This window comes from Streptomyces sp. NPDC058985, from assembly GCF_042740985.1.
In the GTDB taxonomy this organism is placed as follows: domain Bacteria; phylum Actinomycetota; class Actinomycetes; order Streptomycetales; family Streptomycetaceae; genus Streptomyces.
This window is the reverse complement of the sequence record NZ_JBHYJX010000010.1, coordinates 149,031-164,176: the sequence shown is the minus strand read 5'-3', so window position 1 is coordinate 164,176 and position 15,146 is coordinate 149,031. Positions and strand designations below refer to the sequence as shown.

The 15,146-nt window shown below is 68.5% G+C and carries 13 protein-coding genes and 2 pseudogenes; 9 read left to right on the top strand and 6 right to left on the bottom strand.

Translation table 11 applies throughout. The features are described 5' to 3' along the window. Positions 1–3: 3 nt before the first annotated feature. A complete protein-coding gene (locus ACFW01_RS12400) occupies positions 4–1,563 on the top strand; it encodes a Mu transposase C-terminal domain-containing protein (protein ID WP_384503336.1) in 1,560 nt (519 codons plus the stop codon). Continuing rightward, positions 1,560–2,369, top strand: a complete 810-nt coding sequence (locus ACFW01_RS12395) for an AAA family ATPase (RefSeq protein WP_384503334.1) — start codon at positions 1,560–1,562, stop codon at positions 2,367–2,369. The genes ACFW01_RS12400 and ACFW01_RS12395 overlap by 4 nt, the downstream gene beginning before the upstream one ends. Positions 2,370–3,159: 790 nt before the next feature. Here the strand turns inward: ACFW01_RS12395 and ACFW01_RS12390 are convergent. Next, positions 3,160–3,807 (bottom strand): GNAT family N-acetyltransferase, encoded by a 648-nt coding sequence (locus ACFW01_RS12390; protein WP_384503332.1) that lies wholly within the window; start codon positions 3,805–3,807, stop codon positions 3,160–3,162. A 702-nt stretch (positions 3,808–4,509) separates the two neighbouring features. Here ACFW01_RS12390 and ACFW01_RS12385 point away from each other — a divergent pair. The 3 genes from ACFW01_RS12385 to ACFW01_RS12375 all read left to right on the top strand — a co-directional run bounded on the left by ACFW01_RS12385 (position 4,510) and on the right by ACFW01_RS12375 (position 8,407). Continuing rightward, complete coding sequence (locus ACFW01_RS12385) at positions 4,510–5,148, top strand: hypothetical protein (RefSeq protein ID WP_384503330.1); 639 nt, start codon at positions 4,510–4,512, stop codon at positions 5,146–5,148. Positions 5,149–5,652: 504 nt separating this feature from the next. After that, positions 5,653–7,626: a hypothetical protein gene (locus ACFW01_RS12380; RefSeq protein ID WP_384503328.1), complete on the top strand. Its 1,974-nt coding sequence runs from the start codon at positions 5,653–5,655 to the stop codon at positions 7,624–7,626. Then, entirely contained in the window at positions 7,619–8,407 is a 789-nt protein-coding gene (locus tag ACFW01_RS12375; protein ID WP_384503326.1) for a hypothetical protein, read from the top strand. Before ACFW01_RS12380 ends, ACFW01_RS12375 begins: the two co-directional genes overlap by 8 nt. Before the next feature lie 57 nt (positions 8,408–8,464). Here ACFW01_RS12375 and ACFW01_RS12370 read toward each other — a convergent pair whose 3' ends face one another. From ACFW01_RS12370 to ACFW01_RS12360, 3 genes and pseudogenes are all read right to left on the bottom strand, one after another. Continuing rightward, positions 8,465–9,892, bottom strand: a complete 1,428-nt coding sequence (locus ACFW01_RS12370; protein WP_384503324.1) for a hypothetical protein — start codon at positions 9,890–9,892, stop codon at positions 8,465–8,467. A 457-nt stretch (positions 9,893–10,349) separates the two neighbouring features. Beyond that, entirely contained in the window at positions 10,350–10,586 is a 237-nt protein-coding gene (locus ACFW01_RS12365; RefSeq protein ID WP_384503395.1) for a hypothetical protein, read from the bottom strand. A gap of 99 nt (positions 10,587–10,685) precedes the next feature. Next, positions 10,686–10,838 (bottom strand): annotated as a pseudogene (locus ACFW01_RS12360) (SLOG family protein); the annotation flags it as partial. Positions 10,839–11,702: 864 nt separating this feature from the next. Between ACFW01_RS12360 and ACFW01_RS12355 the strand changes: the two are divergent. Beyond that, the gene (locus ACFW01_RS12355) at positions 11,703–12,182 is read left to right on the top strand and encodes a lamin tail domain-containing protein (RefSeq protein WP_384503322.1); all 480 of its coding nucleotides are present in this window, start codon (positions 11,703–11,705) and stop codon (positions 12,180–12,182) included. A 124-nt stretch (positions 12,183–12,306) separates the two neighbouring features. Here ACFW01_RS12355 and ACFW01_RS12350 read toward each other — a convergent pair whose 3' ends face one another. Then, positions 12,307–12,915 (bottom strand): hypothetical protein, encoded by a 609-nt coding sequence (locus tag ACFW01_RS12350; protein WP_384503320.1) that lies wholly within the window; start codon positions 12,913–12,915, stop codon positions 12,307–12,309. Between the two features lie 108 nt (positions 12,916–13,023). After that, positions 13,024–13,527 carry a lamin tail domain-containing protein gene (locus ACFW01_RS12345; protein ID WP_365980956.1) on the bottom strand — a complete coding sequence of 168 codons (504 nt, stop codon included), beginning with the start codon at positions 13,525–13,527 and terminating at the stop codon, positions 13,024–13,026. A 251-nt stretch (positions 13,528–13,778) separates the two neighbouring features. On the opposite strand from ACFW01_RS12345, the gene ACFW01_RS12340 reads away from it, so the two are divergent. The 3 genes and pseudogenes from ACFW01_RS12340 to ACFW01_RS12330 all read left to right on the top strand — a co-directional run. Beyond that, entirely contained in the window at positions 13,779–14,012 is a 234-nt protein-coding gene (locus tag ACFW01_RS12340; RefSeq protein WP_384503318.1) for a DUF6207 family protein, read from the top strand. Between the two features lie 171 nt (positions 14,013–14,183). Further along, a complete protein-coding gene (locus ACFW01_RS12335) occupies positions 14,184–14,843 on the top strand; it encodes an HNH endonuclease family protein (RefSeq protein ID WP_384503316.1) in 660 nt (219 codons plus the stop codon). Positions 14,844–15,052: 209 nt separating this feature from the next. Continuing rightward, positions 15,053–15,146 (top strand): annotated as a pseudogene (locus ACFW01_RS12330) (HNH endonuclease); the annotation flags it as partial.

Sequence of the window (15,146 nt, the reverse complement as noted above, 5' to 3'; positions counted from 1 at the left end):
CCCGTGCCCCACCCGCCCGACCACGATGCCCTGCGCGCGGCCGCCATCCACCGCCTCTACACCCTCGAGCAGTCGGAACGACTCACCCGCGCCCGAATCGCCGGCGTCGCCGACGCGTTCGGTGTCGATCCCCGCACCGTCGACCGCTGGCTCGCCAACGCCCGAGCCAACAACGGCACCTACCAGCCCCCCAGCCGCACCAGCTTCGTCCTCACCCCGCACATGCTCGACGCCGTAGCCCGCTGGCGCGGCAACGCCACCGCCGCCTGGAAAGAACTACGCGCCGAAGACCACCCCGTCCCGTCCCTGGCCACCTTCCACCGCGCCACCAACAGAGCCCTCACCCCCGGCATGCGGGCCGGCCTCCGCGCAGGCGAGAACGCCCGCCGACGCTTCGACGTGGCCGGTGAACGCGAACGCCACCACCGCAACCACGCCTGGGAAACCGACCACGTCGAAGCCAGCGTCAAAGTCCGCGTCGAAGGCCACATCCGCAAACCCTGGATCACCTTCTTCGTCGACTGCGCCACCTCGGCCATCTGCGGCCTCGCCATCAGCCCACAACGCCCCAGCCGCGAAGGCGTCCTCGTCGCCATCCGCGACGCCATCCTCATCGACGAACACCACGGCCCGTTCGGCGGCATCCCCACCTACCTGCGCGTCGACGGCGGCAAAGAATTCCTCTGCGCCACGGTCACCGACGCCCTCGGCGTCCTGGGAACCGAAGTCATCGCCCTGCCGCCCTTCACCCCCGAAGGCAAAGGCAACGTCGAAGCCGTCAACGGAGCCATCAAAAAGACCCTGTTCGCCGGCATGCCCGGCTACACCCACGCCCCCACCCTCCGCGGCGGCAAACCCGTCGACCCCGACCAGCCACTGCTCCACTTCGAAGCGTTCGTCGAACACGTCCTCACCTGGGCCCACCACTGGAACCACGAGAACACCCCCAAAAGCCTGGACGGCCGAACTCCCCGCCAAGCCTGGGACGCCGACCCTGCACTCATCGACACCGTCAAGGCCGAAGACCTCCACACCTACACCCTCGAACGCCACGGCAAACCCCTGACCATCAACAACAGTGGCGTCCGCTGGCGCAAGCGCAACTACATCGCCGACTGGATGCACGGCCGCGTCGGCGAGAAAGTCGACCTGCGCTACCTCCCCCACCACGACCACCGCGTCGAGCTCTACGACCCCCACACCGGCCGCCACCTCGGCCCCGCCGTCATGACCGCACAAGCCACCCCGCAACAGGCCCTCAGCCTCAAACAAGCCCGGCGCCGCGAAGCCGACCGCCTGCGCGCCCAACTGAAGAAAGCCGAGAAGAACCGCAACGAACGCTACGCAGCCGCAACCCGCCCCGCACCACCCGTCCCCCTGGACACGATGCCCGAAGAAGAAGCCCTCGAGCACCTGCGCACCCTCGACGGCTTCACCCCGGCCGCAGAAGCCCTGCCCGACCTCATCAAACTGCCCGAACCCGACGCCGCACTCACCCGGCCCCTCGACCCCCGCACCACACCGCCATCCACCCCGCCCACACCACCCGAGGACCAGCCGTGAGCGCCCCCGCCACCTCGCCCCGCCCCAGCCAACTCCCACCACCCAGCCAGGACCACTACCTCGGCCTCACCGGAGCCAACGCCATGGCCACCAAAGCCGTAGCCGAAACCGAAACCCGCATCCTCAAAGCCATCAAGCACAACGCCCTGGTCTGCATCCACGGACACGTCGGCCTCGGCAAAACCTTCGCCGTCCACACCGTCCTACGCCGCCACGCCCCCGAAACCACCGTCCGCCTGCGCTACAACAACGGCGCCAACATGAACGAAATCCGCACCCAACTATGGCGCCGCCTCGACCTTCCCGGACCACCCCCGCAATCCGTCGGCCCCTGCGACCAGCAGATCCACGACGCACTCGAAGCAGAACCACGCGTCCTGCTCATCGACGAAGTACAAGGCCTCGGAACCAAAGCACTGGAATACTTCCGCACCCTGTGGGGCGACGACGCACGCCGCGCCCCCATCATCCTCGTCGGCAGCGGCAACGCCCGGCAGAAGATCCTCAACAACCCCGCCCTGCACTCCCGCATCCTCGACTGGTACCAGTTCAGCCCCCTCACCCCCACCGAAGTCCAGGCCGTCATCCCCGCCTACCAGCGCATCTGGGCCGACGCACAGCCCGAACTGATCCTGTACACCGACGACATGGCAGGCCACGGATCATTCAGGAACTGGGCACGAATCACCCTCCTCCTCCACGACGCCCTCGAGGAGAACCCCGACCTCATCCTCAGCAAAGACCTCATCCGCTGGGTACTCAGCCGCATCGATCCCACCACTCGCCACACTCCGCAACGCGGGTGACCGCACCGGCTCTCGGCCGCCACTGGCCGCCGTACCGCCCGAGCCGTGCCGAGCGCGGTTCACCTATGCCGATCCACGAACCGCCACACATGTACGGGAAGTACATGTCCTGCCTCCCCGCAGAGCGTCAGAGGAGCCCGGCTGAGGCCAGGGGCGCTGGGCGCATGCGGTCGACCTCGTCGTAGATCCGGGCGCGCAGCTGCGCTCACTCCTCGGTGAGCTGCAGACTTCCGTAGCGCGTCTCGTAGAGGGCCGGGCGTTGTGCGGGATGTGCGGTCCGCTTGGACACCTCCGCCTGACCATGCCAGCACGAGGACGACGTCTGGCTGACGGAAACGGCCACCCCGCCACGTACAGCAGGGGAGCAATGCAGAACCCGCCAACCGATGTGGAGGACAGCGCCCCAGGCCGGGTGGGGGAGGGGCTCTCGCTCCGAGCGGTGTCGGCGTCGATGACGATCATGTGCTGCTCACGAACGGCACGGGGCTTCTTCTGAGTGGCGTGGCGTCGCCGTGCCTCCGCATCCGACGCGCTGTCCGACTCGTGTACCACCGCAGCTCGTGCCGAATCCGCTCTCCTGGGTCGAGGTCGTGCAGCAGGGCGACCGCGAGGACTTCGCCGCTCACCAGGCCGGGGACCTGCCGTTGCTGGGACACGACGGCTTCCAACGTAGGGATGGCCTCCGCGCCCTCGTCCACCCTGGTCCTGGTTGACGCCGCCCTCGGCGTGGCCGGTCTCGAATTCAGCTGTCCCAGGGAACAGTGCGGGGCGTGTCGAAGCAGCCCCGGGGTCAGGTGTCGCGTTCCAGGAGGATCAGGGGGGTGCCGGCTCTGGCTGTGCGGCGCAGGGCTGTGCCGGGCTGCAGTGCTTTCGCAGCGAGTTGGTAGCCATCGGATCCGTCGTCGCAGGAGGTGAGCCCGTGGCAGGTGGCGAAGACGAGGGGTTCGTTCTGTGCTGCGATGGTGTACCCGCGTCTGCGGTACCAGCGCATGACGGGGAAGGCCCCGATGCGGATCTTGGCGAGGGCCAGGTGGGTTCCGTTGGCGCGCGCGGTGTTCTCGGCCTCCTGGAGCAGGACGGTCCCGACGCCCTGGGTGCGGTGGGATTCTGCGACGGCGAGGAGTTCGATCTCGACGAGGGAGTGGATCAGGCTGTTGCGGTGGGGCGACGGTTGTTGCTGAAGCCACCGGATCGGGGGCGTGGCGTACAGCATTCCTGAAACGGCCTCGCCGGTCCGGGCGACCCAGCACTGTCCCTGCCCGTACGGGAGCGGCACGCAGCCGCCGTGGTGGTCAATGGCTGCGGCCAGGGGAGAAAGACCGTCCGCCGGCAGGGGGCTGTCCTGGAGGGCGAGTGCACCAAGGGCTGCTGCCTCTTGCCCCTCTCCTCGGGCTGCGAGAGCAACTGCGGCGCGGCGGGTGCGGGCCTGGTCGGTCATGGGGGCACCTTATGACGGGGCGCGGCGCGGCCGTGTTCGACTGCTGGTTCATGCAAGTGCCGCCAGGACGGGAGCGGTGGCCCGCTTTGGAGCTTCTCCTGGCTGACCGTGGCCGCGCCTCGTGCCCCTCGCATCGATTGGACCCAAGGACCGACCAGGCGGGCGGCAGAAGCCGTCCGGCTGTCAGGCCGCAGACCGACCGTCCCACCAGACATCTGGCGGACCAAAGACGTCGGCAGAACTCTCACACGCCGATTCACCTGTGCCGTGCCGTGCCTGACGGTGTGCAAGTTATCTATTGGGACTGACATTCTCAGTGGGTAATGGCTGGAATCTTCAGAGTGGTGGAGTCGGTGCGCCTGCCACACTCTGTCCGTGAATCCCACGGTGGCCATGCGCCTGCTTCTTTCTCCGATCACCTGTGCGAAAGCAGTACGCTTGATGCGAAAATCCGGGTGGTCCCTGTCATTCGACGTGGCATGGCGGACCGCTCGAATCGCCTCCCATCCCGACGAGCTGGTCTACCGCGAGGCCGACCACCGTACGCACCTGGCATCGGACACGACGTCAGCTCATGTGTCACCGCCCCCTCGCGAACCACAGTAACCACTTCATAATCACCGTTCGCACGAACTCGAAGAGCGTTCGAATAGAGCCTCGGGGCTGCAGGGAAGTGGCCTATTTAGGAGTCCCTTTCGCGCCATGGGTGCTGGAAGCGGTGCGGACGCCATCGTCTCGGAGGTAAGAAGAGCACGCGTATTCCAGTTCTTGGTCGTCGCTTTCCGGGGGGAAGCCATGAATGACACCGCAGACCTCTCTCTTATCGCCGGCAGTGCACTGCCGGCGGCCTTCACCTTCCTGTTCCAGCGGCTGCAGACGGCCCTGGAACGCCGTCGCTCAGCGCGGACAGAGCAGCCGGAACACGCCCCGGACGTTCCCGCGGAACTGGTCGGCAGTCTCCAACTGCCGCTGACGATCGACGAGGACGAACTCGCCGACCACGCCCCGGTGCTGGAGGCCCTGGCACTCGGACTGCGACGCTACGACCGCGAACCCCACCTGGTCACCGCACACGATGCCGACCTGATGCAGGCGCTCGGAAAGGTGCGTGAAGGACTGGAGCGCGTTTACGGCCAGCGGTTCACCTTCCAGGGGGAGACGCGACAGAGCAGCGGCCCCCTCAGTGTCCAGCACTACGACACCGTGACCGGCGAGGTGGTCGGCATGGAAGCAGGGCAGGCGATCCTCGGTGCCGCCACGAGCACGATCAGGGCCGGAAGTGTCGAAGCCGGGGGCAGGGTCGTCGGGATGAAAGCCCCGATCATCGACGGCCGCAGCTGACGGACTGCCCTTACTCGCCTCCCCTCTGCCCTCTCGCGAGGAGGAACCCAGCGCATGACCCAGCCCGTCTTCGACAACTCACCTGCAGGGCCCGCCGAGGACCTACCGCAGTCCGTGGACGAGAAGGACGCACGACAGCCCCCGACGCCGGATTCCGGCACCTTCAGCACACGGGTGCCCTCACCGTCTCCCGCCCCGGACCCGGCCGCCGCCACTCACCCCATGGCGTACCCGGCACACACCACGGCGGAATTTTCGAAAGTCAGTCCGGTGCGTACAGAGGACACCGGCAGTACCCCCGGCGCCGGCGAGGGAGACGACGCGAGCGGAGAGGAGCCGACGAGGGACACACAGCCAGCCACCCCCGGTGAGCCGACGGCCGTCACCCTTCCCGCCACCGCCGACGCCACCACACCCCCCAGCGCTGCGGACAGCTCAGACGAGGCGCCCGCCTCCCCAGGCGGGGCCTACGCTGACGTTCACGCCGACACCAACCACGGCACCATGATCGGACAGTTCTTCGAGGCAGTGGAACGCCTCAGCGGTGCCCCCCTGCCTCCTCAATGGGTGGACCGGGAACTCGCCGACTACGTACCGGTGAAGAACGAGGAGGAACTCGCCCGCCGGCTGCAGGACGACCGCGTCGTCGTACTCTTCGCAGATCACTTCGGCAGCGGCCGGTGGACGACCGCGCTGCGTCTGCTGACGACGCTTCCCAGCCAGCCCCGCACCTTGAGGCGGATCCGCCGTGAGCCCGGCGACGCCTTCAGCACCGAAGGCATCAGAGGCCACAAACGCACCGGCTGGATCCTGGACCTCCGAGATCCGGACGACAGCATCCCTGCCACCTGCGACTTCGGCCTCGAACTCCGCCACACCGCGGACCTGGACGCGGACGACTCCCATCTCGTCGTGCTCATCAGCACCCGTCTGTGGCACCAGATCGGACACGGAGCCGGCCACCTTGCACGCACCCCAACCCCTCCGGCCCAGACCACACTGTTCGCCGCCCTCCTGCAGTCCGCCGGCATCGAGCACGCGAAGGACTTCGCCACCGACCACCGCCTGACCGAACAACTGACCAACCTGCGACCAGGACAGGTCAAAGAGCACGCCCAGACGCTCATCCGCGCCGAACGCCACTACCGCAGCGCCACCGGCAGAGGAACCGACCCAGAAAGCCCAGGCTTCGAAGCGGTCGTCGCAGCCGCCGCCAACGCCACCTCCGGATGGATGGACGTGCTCGCCACCTGGCACTCCCACCCCCAGAGAACCAGCTACGACCGCAACTACCTGCTCCTGACCGCCGTCTACGGCGGAGAACCCATCGACAGCGTCCACACCAAGATCGCTTCTCTCTCACAGGCCTTCGACGAGAAGGAGCCGGCCGGAGCACGGCCCAAGGGCCAGCAGGGACCGGGCCTGATCCAGCTGGCACGGCAGATCGAGGCCGATCCGCTCCCCGACGGCCGTCTGCGCTTTCCCGGGCCGGGATTCGCCGAGGCCGTCGTCCGCTACTTCTGGCGTGACCGGCCCGAACTCATCACCCCATTCACCCGGTGGACGGCGAAACTCTGCCTAGACCTCGGAAAGGAACAAGGCACGCAACTCGCCGAACGCATGATCCCCTGGGCGCTGCACGATCTCCAAGCCTCTCGCTCCACCAAACTGCTGCGGCAGGTGGCCGACGACTGGGCACAGGAAGATGCCCTGGCCCCCCACGCACACGACCTCATCGTCGCCGCCATACTCGACCCACAGACCGCGCAACTAGTCAAGAACGCCGCCGACCGCTGGGCCGGACAGCCGGACACCAGCCCACCACTCCTGCGGACCCTCACCCAGGTCTTCCAAACCCTCACCCCCGCACAACCCGCACGCATGCTCCGCCGATTGGGCACCTTCGCCTCCTCCCAGAAACCAGGGGTCGCGGATGCCGTCGGTGACGCTCTCAACACTCTGTTCAGCAGCGAAAAGCTCCGCCCCCAGGTCCGTCAGACACTCGACTCCTGGTTCACCGGCACCGACCAGGCCCTGCAGCATGCCGCGGCCAGCGCCTTCGTACACCTCGCCGCACAACGCGACCCGGCCGGCCTCCCGACCCTGCTGCATACATCGGATGCCGAAGCAGCCCCCTGGGTCGTCCGCGGCTGGAGAACCACGCTCGAGGCCGAAAAGCCCAGCCCCGCCGCACACCACGCCTGCGCCGTCTGGCTCGACGCGGCCACGACACGACCGGACACCACGGAACGCATCCTCTCCACGCTGATCCGGTCCGTGCACGACGTCACCGGCCACGACCTGCGGGGCCAGCGCTACCTCAATCTCGTCCGCATGGCCGAACGATGGCTCATCCGGGACGACACCACCCGCCACCACGACCGCGAGCACATCCACACCATGCTCATGCACCGCACCAAGCAGGCAGACCCTCACCACAGCCAGCACGACAGAGAGGACGCCTCGACGGGTGACTAGGATCCGGCTCTGGCCGGGACGGCAGGGCACGCTGACAGCAACATTCACGGCTGCCAGCACAGAGGCCGATTTCCGCTTCGACGTGCACGCCGAAGGACGCTGGCAGGCCACACGCCGAGGCCATCACGACCCCGACGCATCCGCAACCTGCCATGTCATCGACGAAACGAAACGGCTGGCAGCCGAACACTCGGTCCTCGCCGCAGCAGAACTGCAGCATCGACTCAACGCACTCCTCGGCCGGCCAAGACAACTGCGCGAGACCACCGTGAACCTCAACTGGGCACACGTGCACGTCCACGTCGACCCAGAGACTCAGCACGTGGCCCACACCCGCCTTCGCCTGCGCGCCCGAGCACAAACGCAGTGGGAACTCAAGCAGATGACGATGGCCCAAGCCGAAACCTACCGAGACCAGCTGCGCGAAGACCCCAACCTGCTCGTGGCGCAGCTCCTCCTCCACTCACCCCAAGCGGTCACCCAGCAAACCCTGGAAATACTCCCCCAGATCGCCAGGTCCGTAGCCGCCTACGCCCCCGGTGCCAAGTGGGTGCAGACAGCGCTCCTCCTCGACAAGTGGTTCGCGGACCTGCCGACCGACGCCAAGAGATTCATCATCGACCGCCTCAGTACTACCCTCACCGAATTCGGTGGCGAAGCCATCGCACAACAACTGAGAGATGCCCACGCCACGTCGGTACCGGCTGAACACCCCACTCAAGGGGAGGGCTCAGACCGCAGCCCGGCCGGCCTCAACGGCTACGATCACCACAGCGGATGACGAACGAGACACGATGCTCCCGCCCTGCCAATCGGCCACCTATATGCCACCGGGACGTCAGCGGCGCGCGGGCGAGGCCATGTGCGCTGGGCGCATGCGGTCGAGCTCGTCGTAGATCCGGGCGCGCAGCTGGGCCCGCGGCTCGGTGAGCTGCAGACGTCCATAGCGCGTCTCGTACCTGGCCAGACGGGCCCGGATGTGCCGGTAGAGGTCGGGGTGGCGGCGGACAAGCTCGTTGTAGGCCTGGTCCCCGGCCTTCTTCAGGAGTTGGTAGCTGGGGTCACGGCGCTCGGCCAGGGACATCCCGTCGTTGAGCGAGGTGATCAGCCGCACAGATTCCGAGCGGCGCTGCAGCAGTGCGGCGAACATGCGCCGCCGGTCGTGAAGCCGCCGAAGCTGTGCGTTGCTTCGCGGCTGGCTGGTGAGGGGGAGGTCGTGCAGGTGCTTGGTGTGGGCGTTGTTAGCACGCGGGGCCATCTCCACCAGGGTCTCGGTGAGTTGGTCGCGCCACCTGTTGAGCAGCAGCGGGTGGCACAGTGCGTCGTCGCGTGCGTCCTGTTGCGCGGCGTCGGCGACGATGTGCCGCCGGAGGGCCGGTCCGTCGAGCTCAAGCAGCTCGTGCACCGCGTCGGTGACGGGGGCGGCGAGCCATCCGTTGTCGATGCAGCGCGTGATCTTTTCCGGGATGGAGCGGATGTGGACGGTGGCCGAGGGCGCGAGTCCCTTGTCTGCCGCGAGGCGGCGTACGAGGGCCTCCTTCTCGTCCGGGAGGTAGCGGCCCAGCCACGCCCGGGCCAGGCGCCGGGAGTCGTCGGTGGGTGCGGGAAAGGGAAGGATCCCTGCGGCGGTGAGCTCCGCGATGCGCTGGTTCTTGAGGCGTCGCTCCGTATCGCGCAGCCGGTTCCGCACGGCCCGCTCCTGCGCGGCCAGGTCCTCGATCTCCTCGGGGCGGCCGCCGGACAGGGCGCGGACCTCGCGCCGGATCTGCCGGTCGTGCATCGCGTAGGTGAGGGCGTCGATACTCTGGTCGATGCGGTCGGGGCCGAAGAGCAACTCGTCCAGGCCGGTGCGCTGCAGGCCGCATGCGTGGGCGGTGACCACCTTGGCCAGGTCGAGGAAGCTTACGTTCACCAGGTCCGCGAGTTCGTGCAGGGGGAGCCGCCACGGCTGCGGGTGCGGTGCAGGGGTGGCTGTGAGGCCCGGACCGGAGAGCGGGGGAGCGGCCCGGTGGCGGACAGGCCGCTCATGCGGCTCGGTGAGGTCCAGAGCGAAGCGCATCTTCACATAGCGGATGGTGCGGCCGCGGTGCAGCACGGTTGTGGGGCGGTCCCACAGGGTCCGGCACGGGGCGCGCCTGGCAGCCCCGCAGGTTGGGCACGCGATCGTCGCGACCTCGCTGGAACGCAGATTCCACAGGGCCCGCCGCGTCGGGGAGGTGTCGAGTGCAGCGTCGGCCCGCGCGGAGTCGTCAAAGCTGGAGCACATGTGCCGGAGGCTGCCAGGCACAGCTCGCCTTCTGACCGGGCCACGCCGCGCAGGCGTCGTGCAGGCCCCGGAAGCCAGTCTTCGCGTTCCAATCGCGTACTTACGTTCGCATTGCTGCCGCACTATCGGGTGAACTCGTGCCGGGGAGTCTCCCTAACGGGCCCTGGTGCGCACCTTGACATGCATGCCGTTCGCGACCGTGCTGGGCCCCCGCCCGTCCGCACGTCGGGGCCTCTGCTCGCCTGACTCGGGCGTCGCGGCGTCTTCGGTCTGGTGACTGGCACCGGGCCTCGAAGCAATGGACAGGAACCCCGGCAACCCGGCCGTGCCAAGATCCCGTCAGGGCCAGCCAATCTGCCCACTACAGGTGCCATCGACGCAAGCCGCATCCCGGGCAGACGGGACCCAACGGTCGGCGCGCCGGGACCTCCCATACCGGCCCCGAGGACGGAGCTGCTCAGCGGCGGTGTACTGCGCGGGCGGCGGCAAGTTCGGCCTGTACGCGCCGCACCCGACCCCAGGGGAAGACCTCCAGGCCCAGCCAGGTGCCCGCTTCCACGTCGTTGCCGGACACGAGCCACACCGGCACGCCGTCGATCAAGGCGCGCAAGCACATGTCGGAGGTGCCGCCGCCACCGGCATTAAAATGATCATGAAATGCGATCACGAGGCCCGGGCGCTCGTGCAGCAGCATCCGCGTGTTCCGCTCCGGTCCCGCCATCCGCCAGTCGTGCGGGCGCTCACGCCGCACTGCAGCCCAGTCGACCGGGTGACACCGGTGGCGGTCTGCCCCCAGCCCGTGACGGCGGCACCAGCGGCACGCAGCAGCATCCGCTCCGGTCGCCGAGCCCTCGATAACCACGAGCCTGTCGCCATAGCGTCTTGAGAGCCGGCCCAGGACTGTCGCTACGGCAGAAGGCCACGGCCAGCGGCGGCTCCCGCACATCAGCACCCGGCCCTCCATCAGCTCCGGCACACCTCTCACCCGCCCTTCTGGGCCAGCGTTGCATGTGGCACTGACAGCAGACCGCAGATCTGGCTGTGCCCAGGACAGGAAGACGCGAACGGGGCGGTGAAAAGCGAGGCCGCACAGAAGCGCAGCTGCTGCGCGGTGGACGGCCGGAGCCGGAAGATCTGCATGGAGCTGCCCCCGCCCACCGTTGAGTCGCAGGCGCGCGCGAAGAGGGTGCGCTGAGGCGCAGCGCAAGGCCGAGGAAGCCGAAGCCCGCAAGGCCGGAAAGACGTTTGGCGACGTAACCGCAGCAGTGGCGGCAGCGCCCGCGGTGGACCTGGTTGAGGATGGCGGGGACGGCACATCGGTGGTCGCCGAGGCGCGGCTGCTTCGCGTGTTGGCCGACTGAGGAAGACGCTCCCGCTTCCTGCGCTGGGACGCAGGTACACGGCCTGCACGGTGTTCTACAAGTCCCTGGCTGTCGTAGCGGGGGCAGAGCCGTTCACAGACACAGTCTGTTGCGCAGGGCGAGGCTGTTACTCACTTTCGGGTGAACGGGCCGCGGCGGCTGGGGTGGCGTGATCTGGCGTGGGGGGGTCTTGGGCCATTGCCTGCAAGGCTCGTCTACCGAAGAGCTCCTCAATCTGGTGGATTTAGTACATAGATGGATATGGCAGGTGAGTGTCATGGTGACGTGAGTGATTGGTAACGCCTTCACGCCTTCTCCATGAACCGGTCGTCCGGTCGACAGTGTGTGGCTGCGCGGCCGACCGGCCGCCACCGCACCACGCACAACCTGGCCTCGTGGCCTCTGGGCCTGCCTGGTCGTGTTGTGCCTGTACCCAGCAAGGGGAACCTGTGTCGAAGTCCATCACTGCCCGCCGCCTGACCGCCGCCGCCCTCGTCGTCGGCGCCCTGACCGCCGCACTCGCGGTGCCGGCCACGGCCGCCGACCACGACCACCGGGCGAAGCGGCCGAACGTGGAGATCAGCCACGTCCAGTACGACTCTCCGGGCCGTGACACCCGCTCCAACCGCTCGCTGAACAAGGAATGGGTGGAGATCACCAACAACACCCGCCGCGCGGTCAACCTGGACGGCTGGACTCTGAAGGACGAGGACGGCCACACCTACACCTTCCGCCACTACCGCCTGGACGGCCGCGCCACGGTCCGCGTCCACACCGGCCAGGGCCGCGACACCCGCCACGACGTCTACCAGGACCGCCGCAACTACGTGTGGGACAACCGCTCCGACACGGCCACTCTTCGCAACGACCACCGCCGCTTCATCGACAGCCAGTCCTGGGGACACCACCGCCACGGCGGCCGTCACTGACACACCGCCTGAGCCGATAGCCGGGCCGGGTCGGCAAACGGCCCGGCCCGGACGTCGGGCACAGCACTGTCCCCGCGCGGCGCGCCACCCCCTGCCAGGGGTGGCGCGGCGCCGGCCTGGGGCTCTACGCGCTGCCCATGCCGGCTGAGTTGGGTGGCAGGCAGTACAGGGCGATGTCCAGGTCCCGGGGTGTCCAGGCGTGGGCGGGGGACGGGGCCTGACTGAGGAGGTTGTCGAGGGCGGCGATGTAGCGGCTGTACCGGCCAGAAGAGTGGGTGAGCGAGATGCCCAGGGAGCTCAGGGCGGTGTGGGCGCGGCGGTCGTAGACAGCCATACGGTGGGGTGCGGCCGCGGTGAGGGCGGTGGAGGCCAGTGCGTCGCCGCGAGTGAAGCCGGGAAGGCCGGCCAGCGCGGCCCGGCCCGCACGGGCGGCCTCGCTGCGACTGAGAGCGGGGTTGCGCACGGCGGCCGTGGCGGCCGCGGTCGCCTGCCGTACGGCCGTGTCCGCGGTGGTCATCAGCGCGCGGGCCCAGGGAGTGTCGGCGCGCAGGCGTTTGAACAGCAGCAGCGCTCCGATGTCGGCCTTGCCGATGCTGCCTTCGCTCTGGGCCCGCTGGGCAACCTGGTGGAGGATCTCGTCGTAGTGGATGCCGGACGACCGCGCATACATCTCGCGTGCAGTGATCAGCCGCTGCCAGTCGTCACTGCAGATGTCACCGGTCCGGTCCGTCACGGCCTGCTGGTTCCTATCGGTCTGTGAGCGTCCGGGGTACGGCGAGGGGGCCCCGGCTGCCGGGGTGTCTGTCCGACGGCCGCCTGTCGGTGCGCGGCGGGCTGTTGGTCAGCCGTGGTAGGTGATGTAGCCGTTGCCGTCGCGGTCGTTGGCCTTCTTGGTGTAGGCATGGACGTCGGCGCGGGCACCGCCCGGCTTGTAGAAGTAGATGGTGTCCTTGTCGTTGTTCCAGATGAAGTTGCAGTTCTGCCGGTAGACGACGTTCTTCCCGTCGGAGTCGGTGCCGCGGCCGCCGCGGAGGCTGACGTAGTCGCCGGGCTGCAGGGTGTGGCTGTTCTTGAAGGTGAAGGTGTTCCCGGCGGCGTCCTTGACCTTGTAGCCCTTCAGGTTCACGGTCGCCGTCTTCGAGTAGTTCTTGATCGTCAGGTACTCGTTCTTGGTGTTGCCGCCCGAGCACTTGTTGGAGTCCCGGCCCGGAGCGTCGTACTGCACGCCCTTGATCTTCAGGGCCGAGGAGTACTCGGCGGCCTGCGCCGGAACGGCGGCGGCGAGGCCGAGTGCGGCGGCGGCCGCCGTGGCAGCGGAAGCAGTCAGGGCGTAGCGGATGCGCATGAGGATTTCCCCCTCAGTGGTGCGAATGGAGCGCCCGGAGCCTACCGGAAGTGATCACGTCATGGAGGCAGAGTGAAGAACTTGTGACCATGGCTGCCGGTTGTCAGTAGTTCCCTGCGCCTGGTCACCCTGCGGGGCCCGGGGCAACTCCCCGGCTGGCTTGCCGTCAGGTGCTGCAACGAACGAACCCCGTCAGGGTGAATCCGAGGTCGTGGCAGAACCGGCCTGCTCGGTAGCGCGTCGTGCGGGGCATGGAAGCGATCAACGACGTGCATGTGTCGCAGCCGGGTCTGGTCGTGGTCGATGTCGCCGCGGCCGACGACGAGACCGCGTTCGCGTTCCACACGGCGCTTGCCGCCCGGTGGGCGACCACCGGGGTGGAGCGCACGACACGGGATGCGGGCCAGCCAGGTGTCCGTCTGCGCTGCTACCTCGACCTGCGCCAGCCCATCAACGCACCCGGCCAGGCGCCGACGCCCCACTGAACAAGCCGCCCTGCCCGGCCACTCGCCTTCCCGCGCCGGGCTCCGGGCACAGCACGACCCGCTGTCGTGGGGAGCCGGACCGCAAACGCCGGTATGACGAGTGCACCCACACGGGCGGCGCACTCGGCAAACGCCTGACAGCGCCCCCTCAGGGTCCGTTATGAACGGTGCATGCTCAAGTCTGTGCTGCGCGGCCTGGCTGCCGCTGCTCTCGCCGTCCTGCCCCTGACTGTCTCAACGCCCGCCCAAGCGGTTGAGACGCTTCCGCTGTCCGAGGCCATCGTGCGTCTGCCGGTCGCGGTCGAGTCCCGCGACGGCTACGACCGGGACGCATTCAAGCACTGGAACGCCGGCGCGAACCCGACGGATGGCTGCAACACCCGGGCGGAGGTGTTGATCGCGGAGGCGGTGGAGCCGCCGACGGTAGGGCCGAAGTGCCGCCTGACGGGCGGCCGCTGGTGGTCGTACTACGACCAGGTGTGGGTAACCTCGGCCTCCAGCCTGGACATCGACCACATGGGCCCGCTCGCCGAGGCATGGGACAGCGGCGCCTCCATCTGGTCGGCGCAGCGCCGGGAGGCGTACGCCAACGACCTCGGCGCGGCCGCCAGTCTGGTCGCGGTCACGGCCCGCTCGAACCGGTCTAAGTCGGACCAGGACCCGGCCCAGTGGCTGCCGCCGGCGGCCGAGGTGCACTGCCGCTACGTCGCCGAGTGGGTGGGCACGAAGCTCCGCTGGACGCTGTCGGCGGACGAGGCCGAGGTGGCGGCGCTGCGCGAGGTGGCGGACGGCTGCCCGGAGCAGACCGTGACATACGAGCCCGCCCCGTGACCAGGGTGAGGCAGGACGTGGTCCTGCTCACCGAGGACTGGCACAGCGGCGCCTCGACATGGTCGACGCAGCGCCCAGAGGCGTACGCCAACGACCCCGGAGACGCCACCAGTCTCGCCGCTGGTACCGCCCGCTCCAACCAGTCCAAGTCCGACCGGGACCAGGCCGAGCAGCTGCCGCTGGCGGGTGAAGCGCACTGCCGCAACCTCGCCGAGTGGGTGGGCACGAAGCTCCGCTGGACGCTGTCGGCGGACGAGGCCGAGGTGGCGGCGCTGCGCGAGGTGGCGGACGGCTGCCCGGAGC

Excerpts from the sequence above, each read along its gene's own strand:
- ACFW01_RS12380 (WP_384503328.1), top strand. The coding sequence starts at position 5,653 with ATGATCGGACAGTTCTTCGAGGCAGTGGAACGCCTCAGCGGTGCCCCC.
- ACFW01_RS12390 (WP_384503332.1), bottom strand. The coding sequence starts at position 3,807 with ATGACCGACCAGGCCCGCACCCGCCGCGCCGCAGTTGCTCTCGCAGCC.
- ACFW01_RS12345 (WP_365980956.1), bottom strand. The coding sequence starts at position 13,527 with ATGCGCATCCGCTACGCCCTGACTGCTTCCGCTGCCACGGCGGCCGCC.
- ACFW01_RS12385 (WP_384503330.1), top strand. The coding sequence starts at position 4,510 with ATGGGTGCTGGAAGCGGTGCGGACGCCATCGTCTCGGAGGTAAGAAGA.
- ACFW01_RS12335 (WP_384503316.1), top strand. The coding sequence starts at position 14,184 with ATGCTCAAGTCTGTGCTGCGCGGCCTGGCTGCCGCTGCTCTCGCCGTC.
- ACFW01_RS12370 (WP_384503324.1), bottom strand. The coding sequence starts at position 9,892 with ATGTGCTCCAGCTTTGACGACTCCGCGCGGGCCGACGCTGCACTCGAC.
- ACFW01_RS12365 (WP_384503395.1), bottom strand. The coding sequence starts at position 10,586 with ATGCTGCTGCACGAGCGCCCGGGCCTCGTGATCGCATTTCATGATCAT.
- ACFW01_RS12340 (WP_384503318.1), top strand. The coding sequence starts at position 13,779 with ATGGAAGCGATCAACGACGTGCATGTGTCGCAGCCGGGTCTGGTCGTG.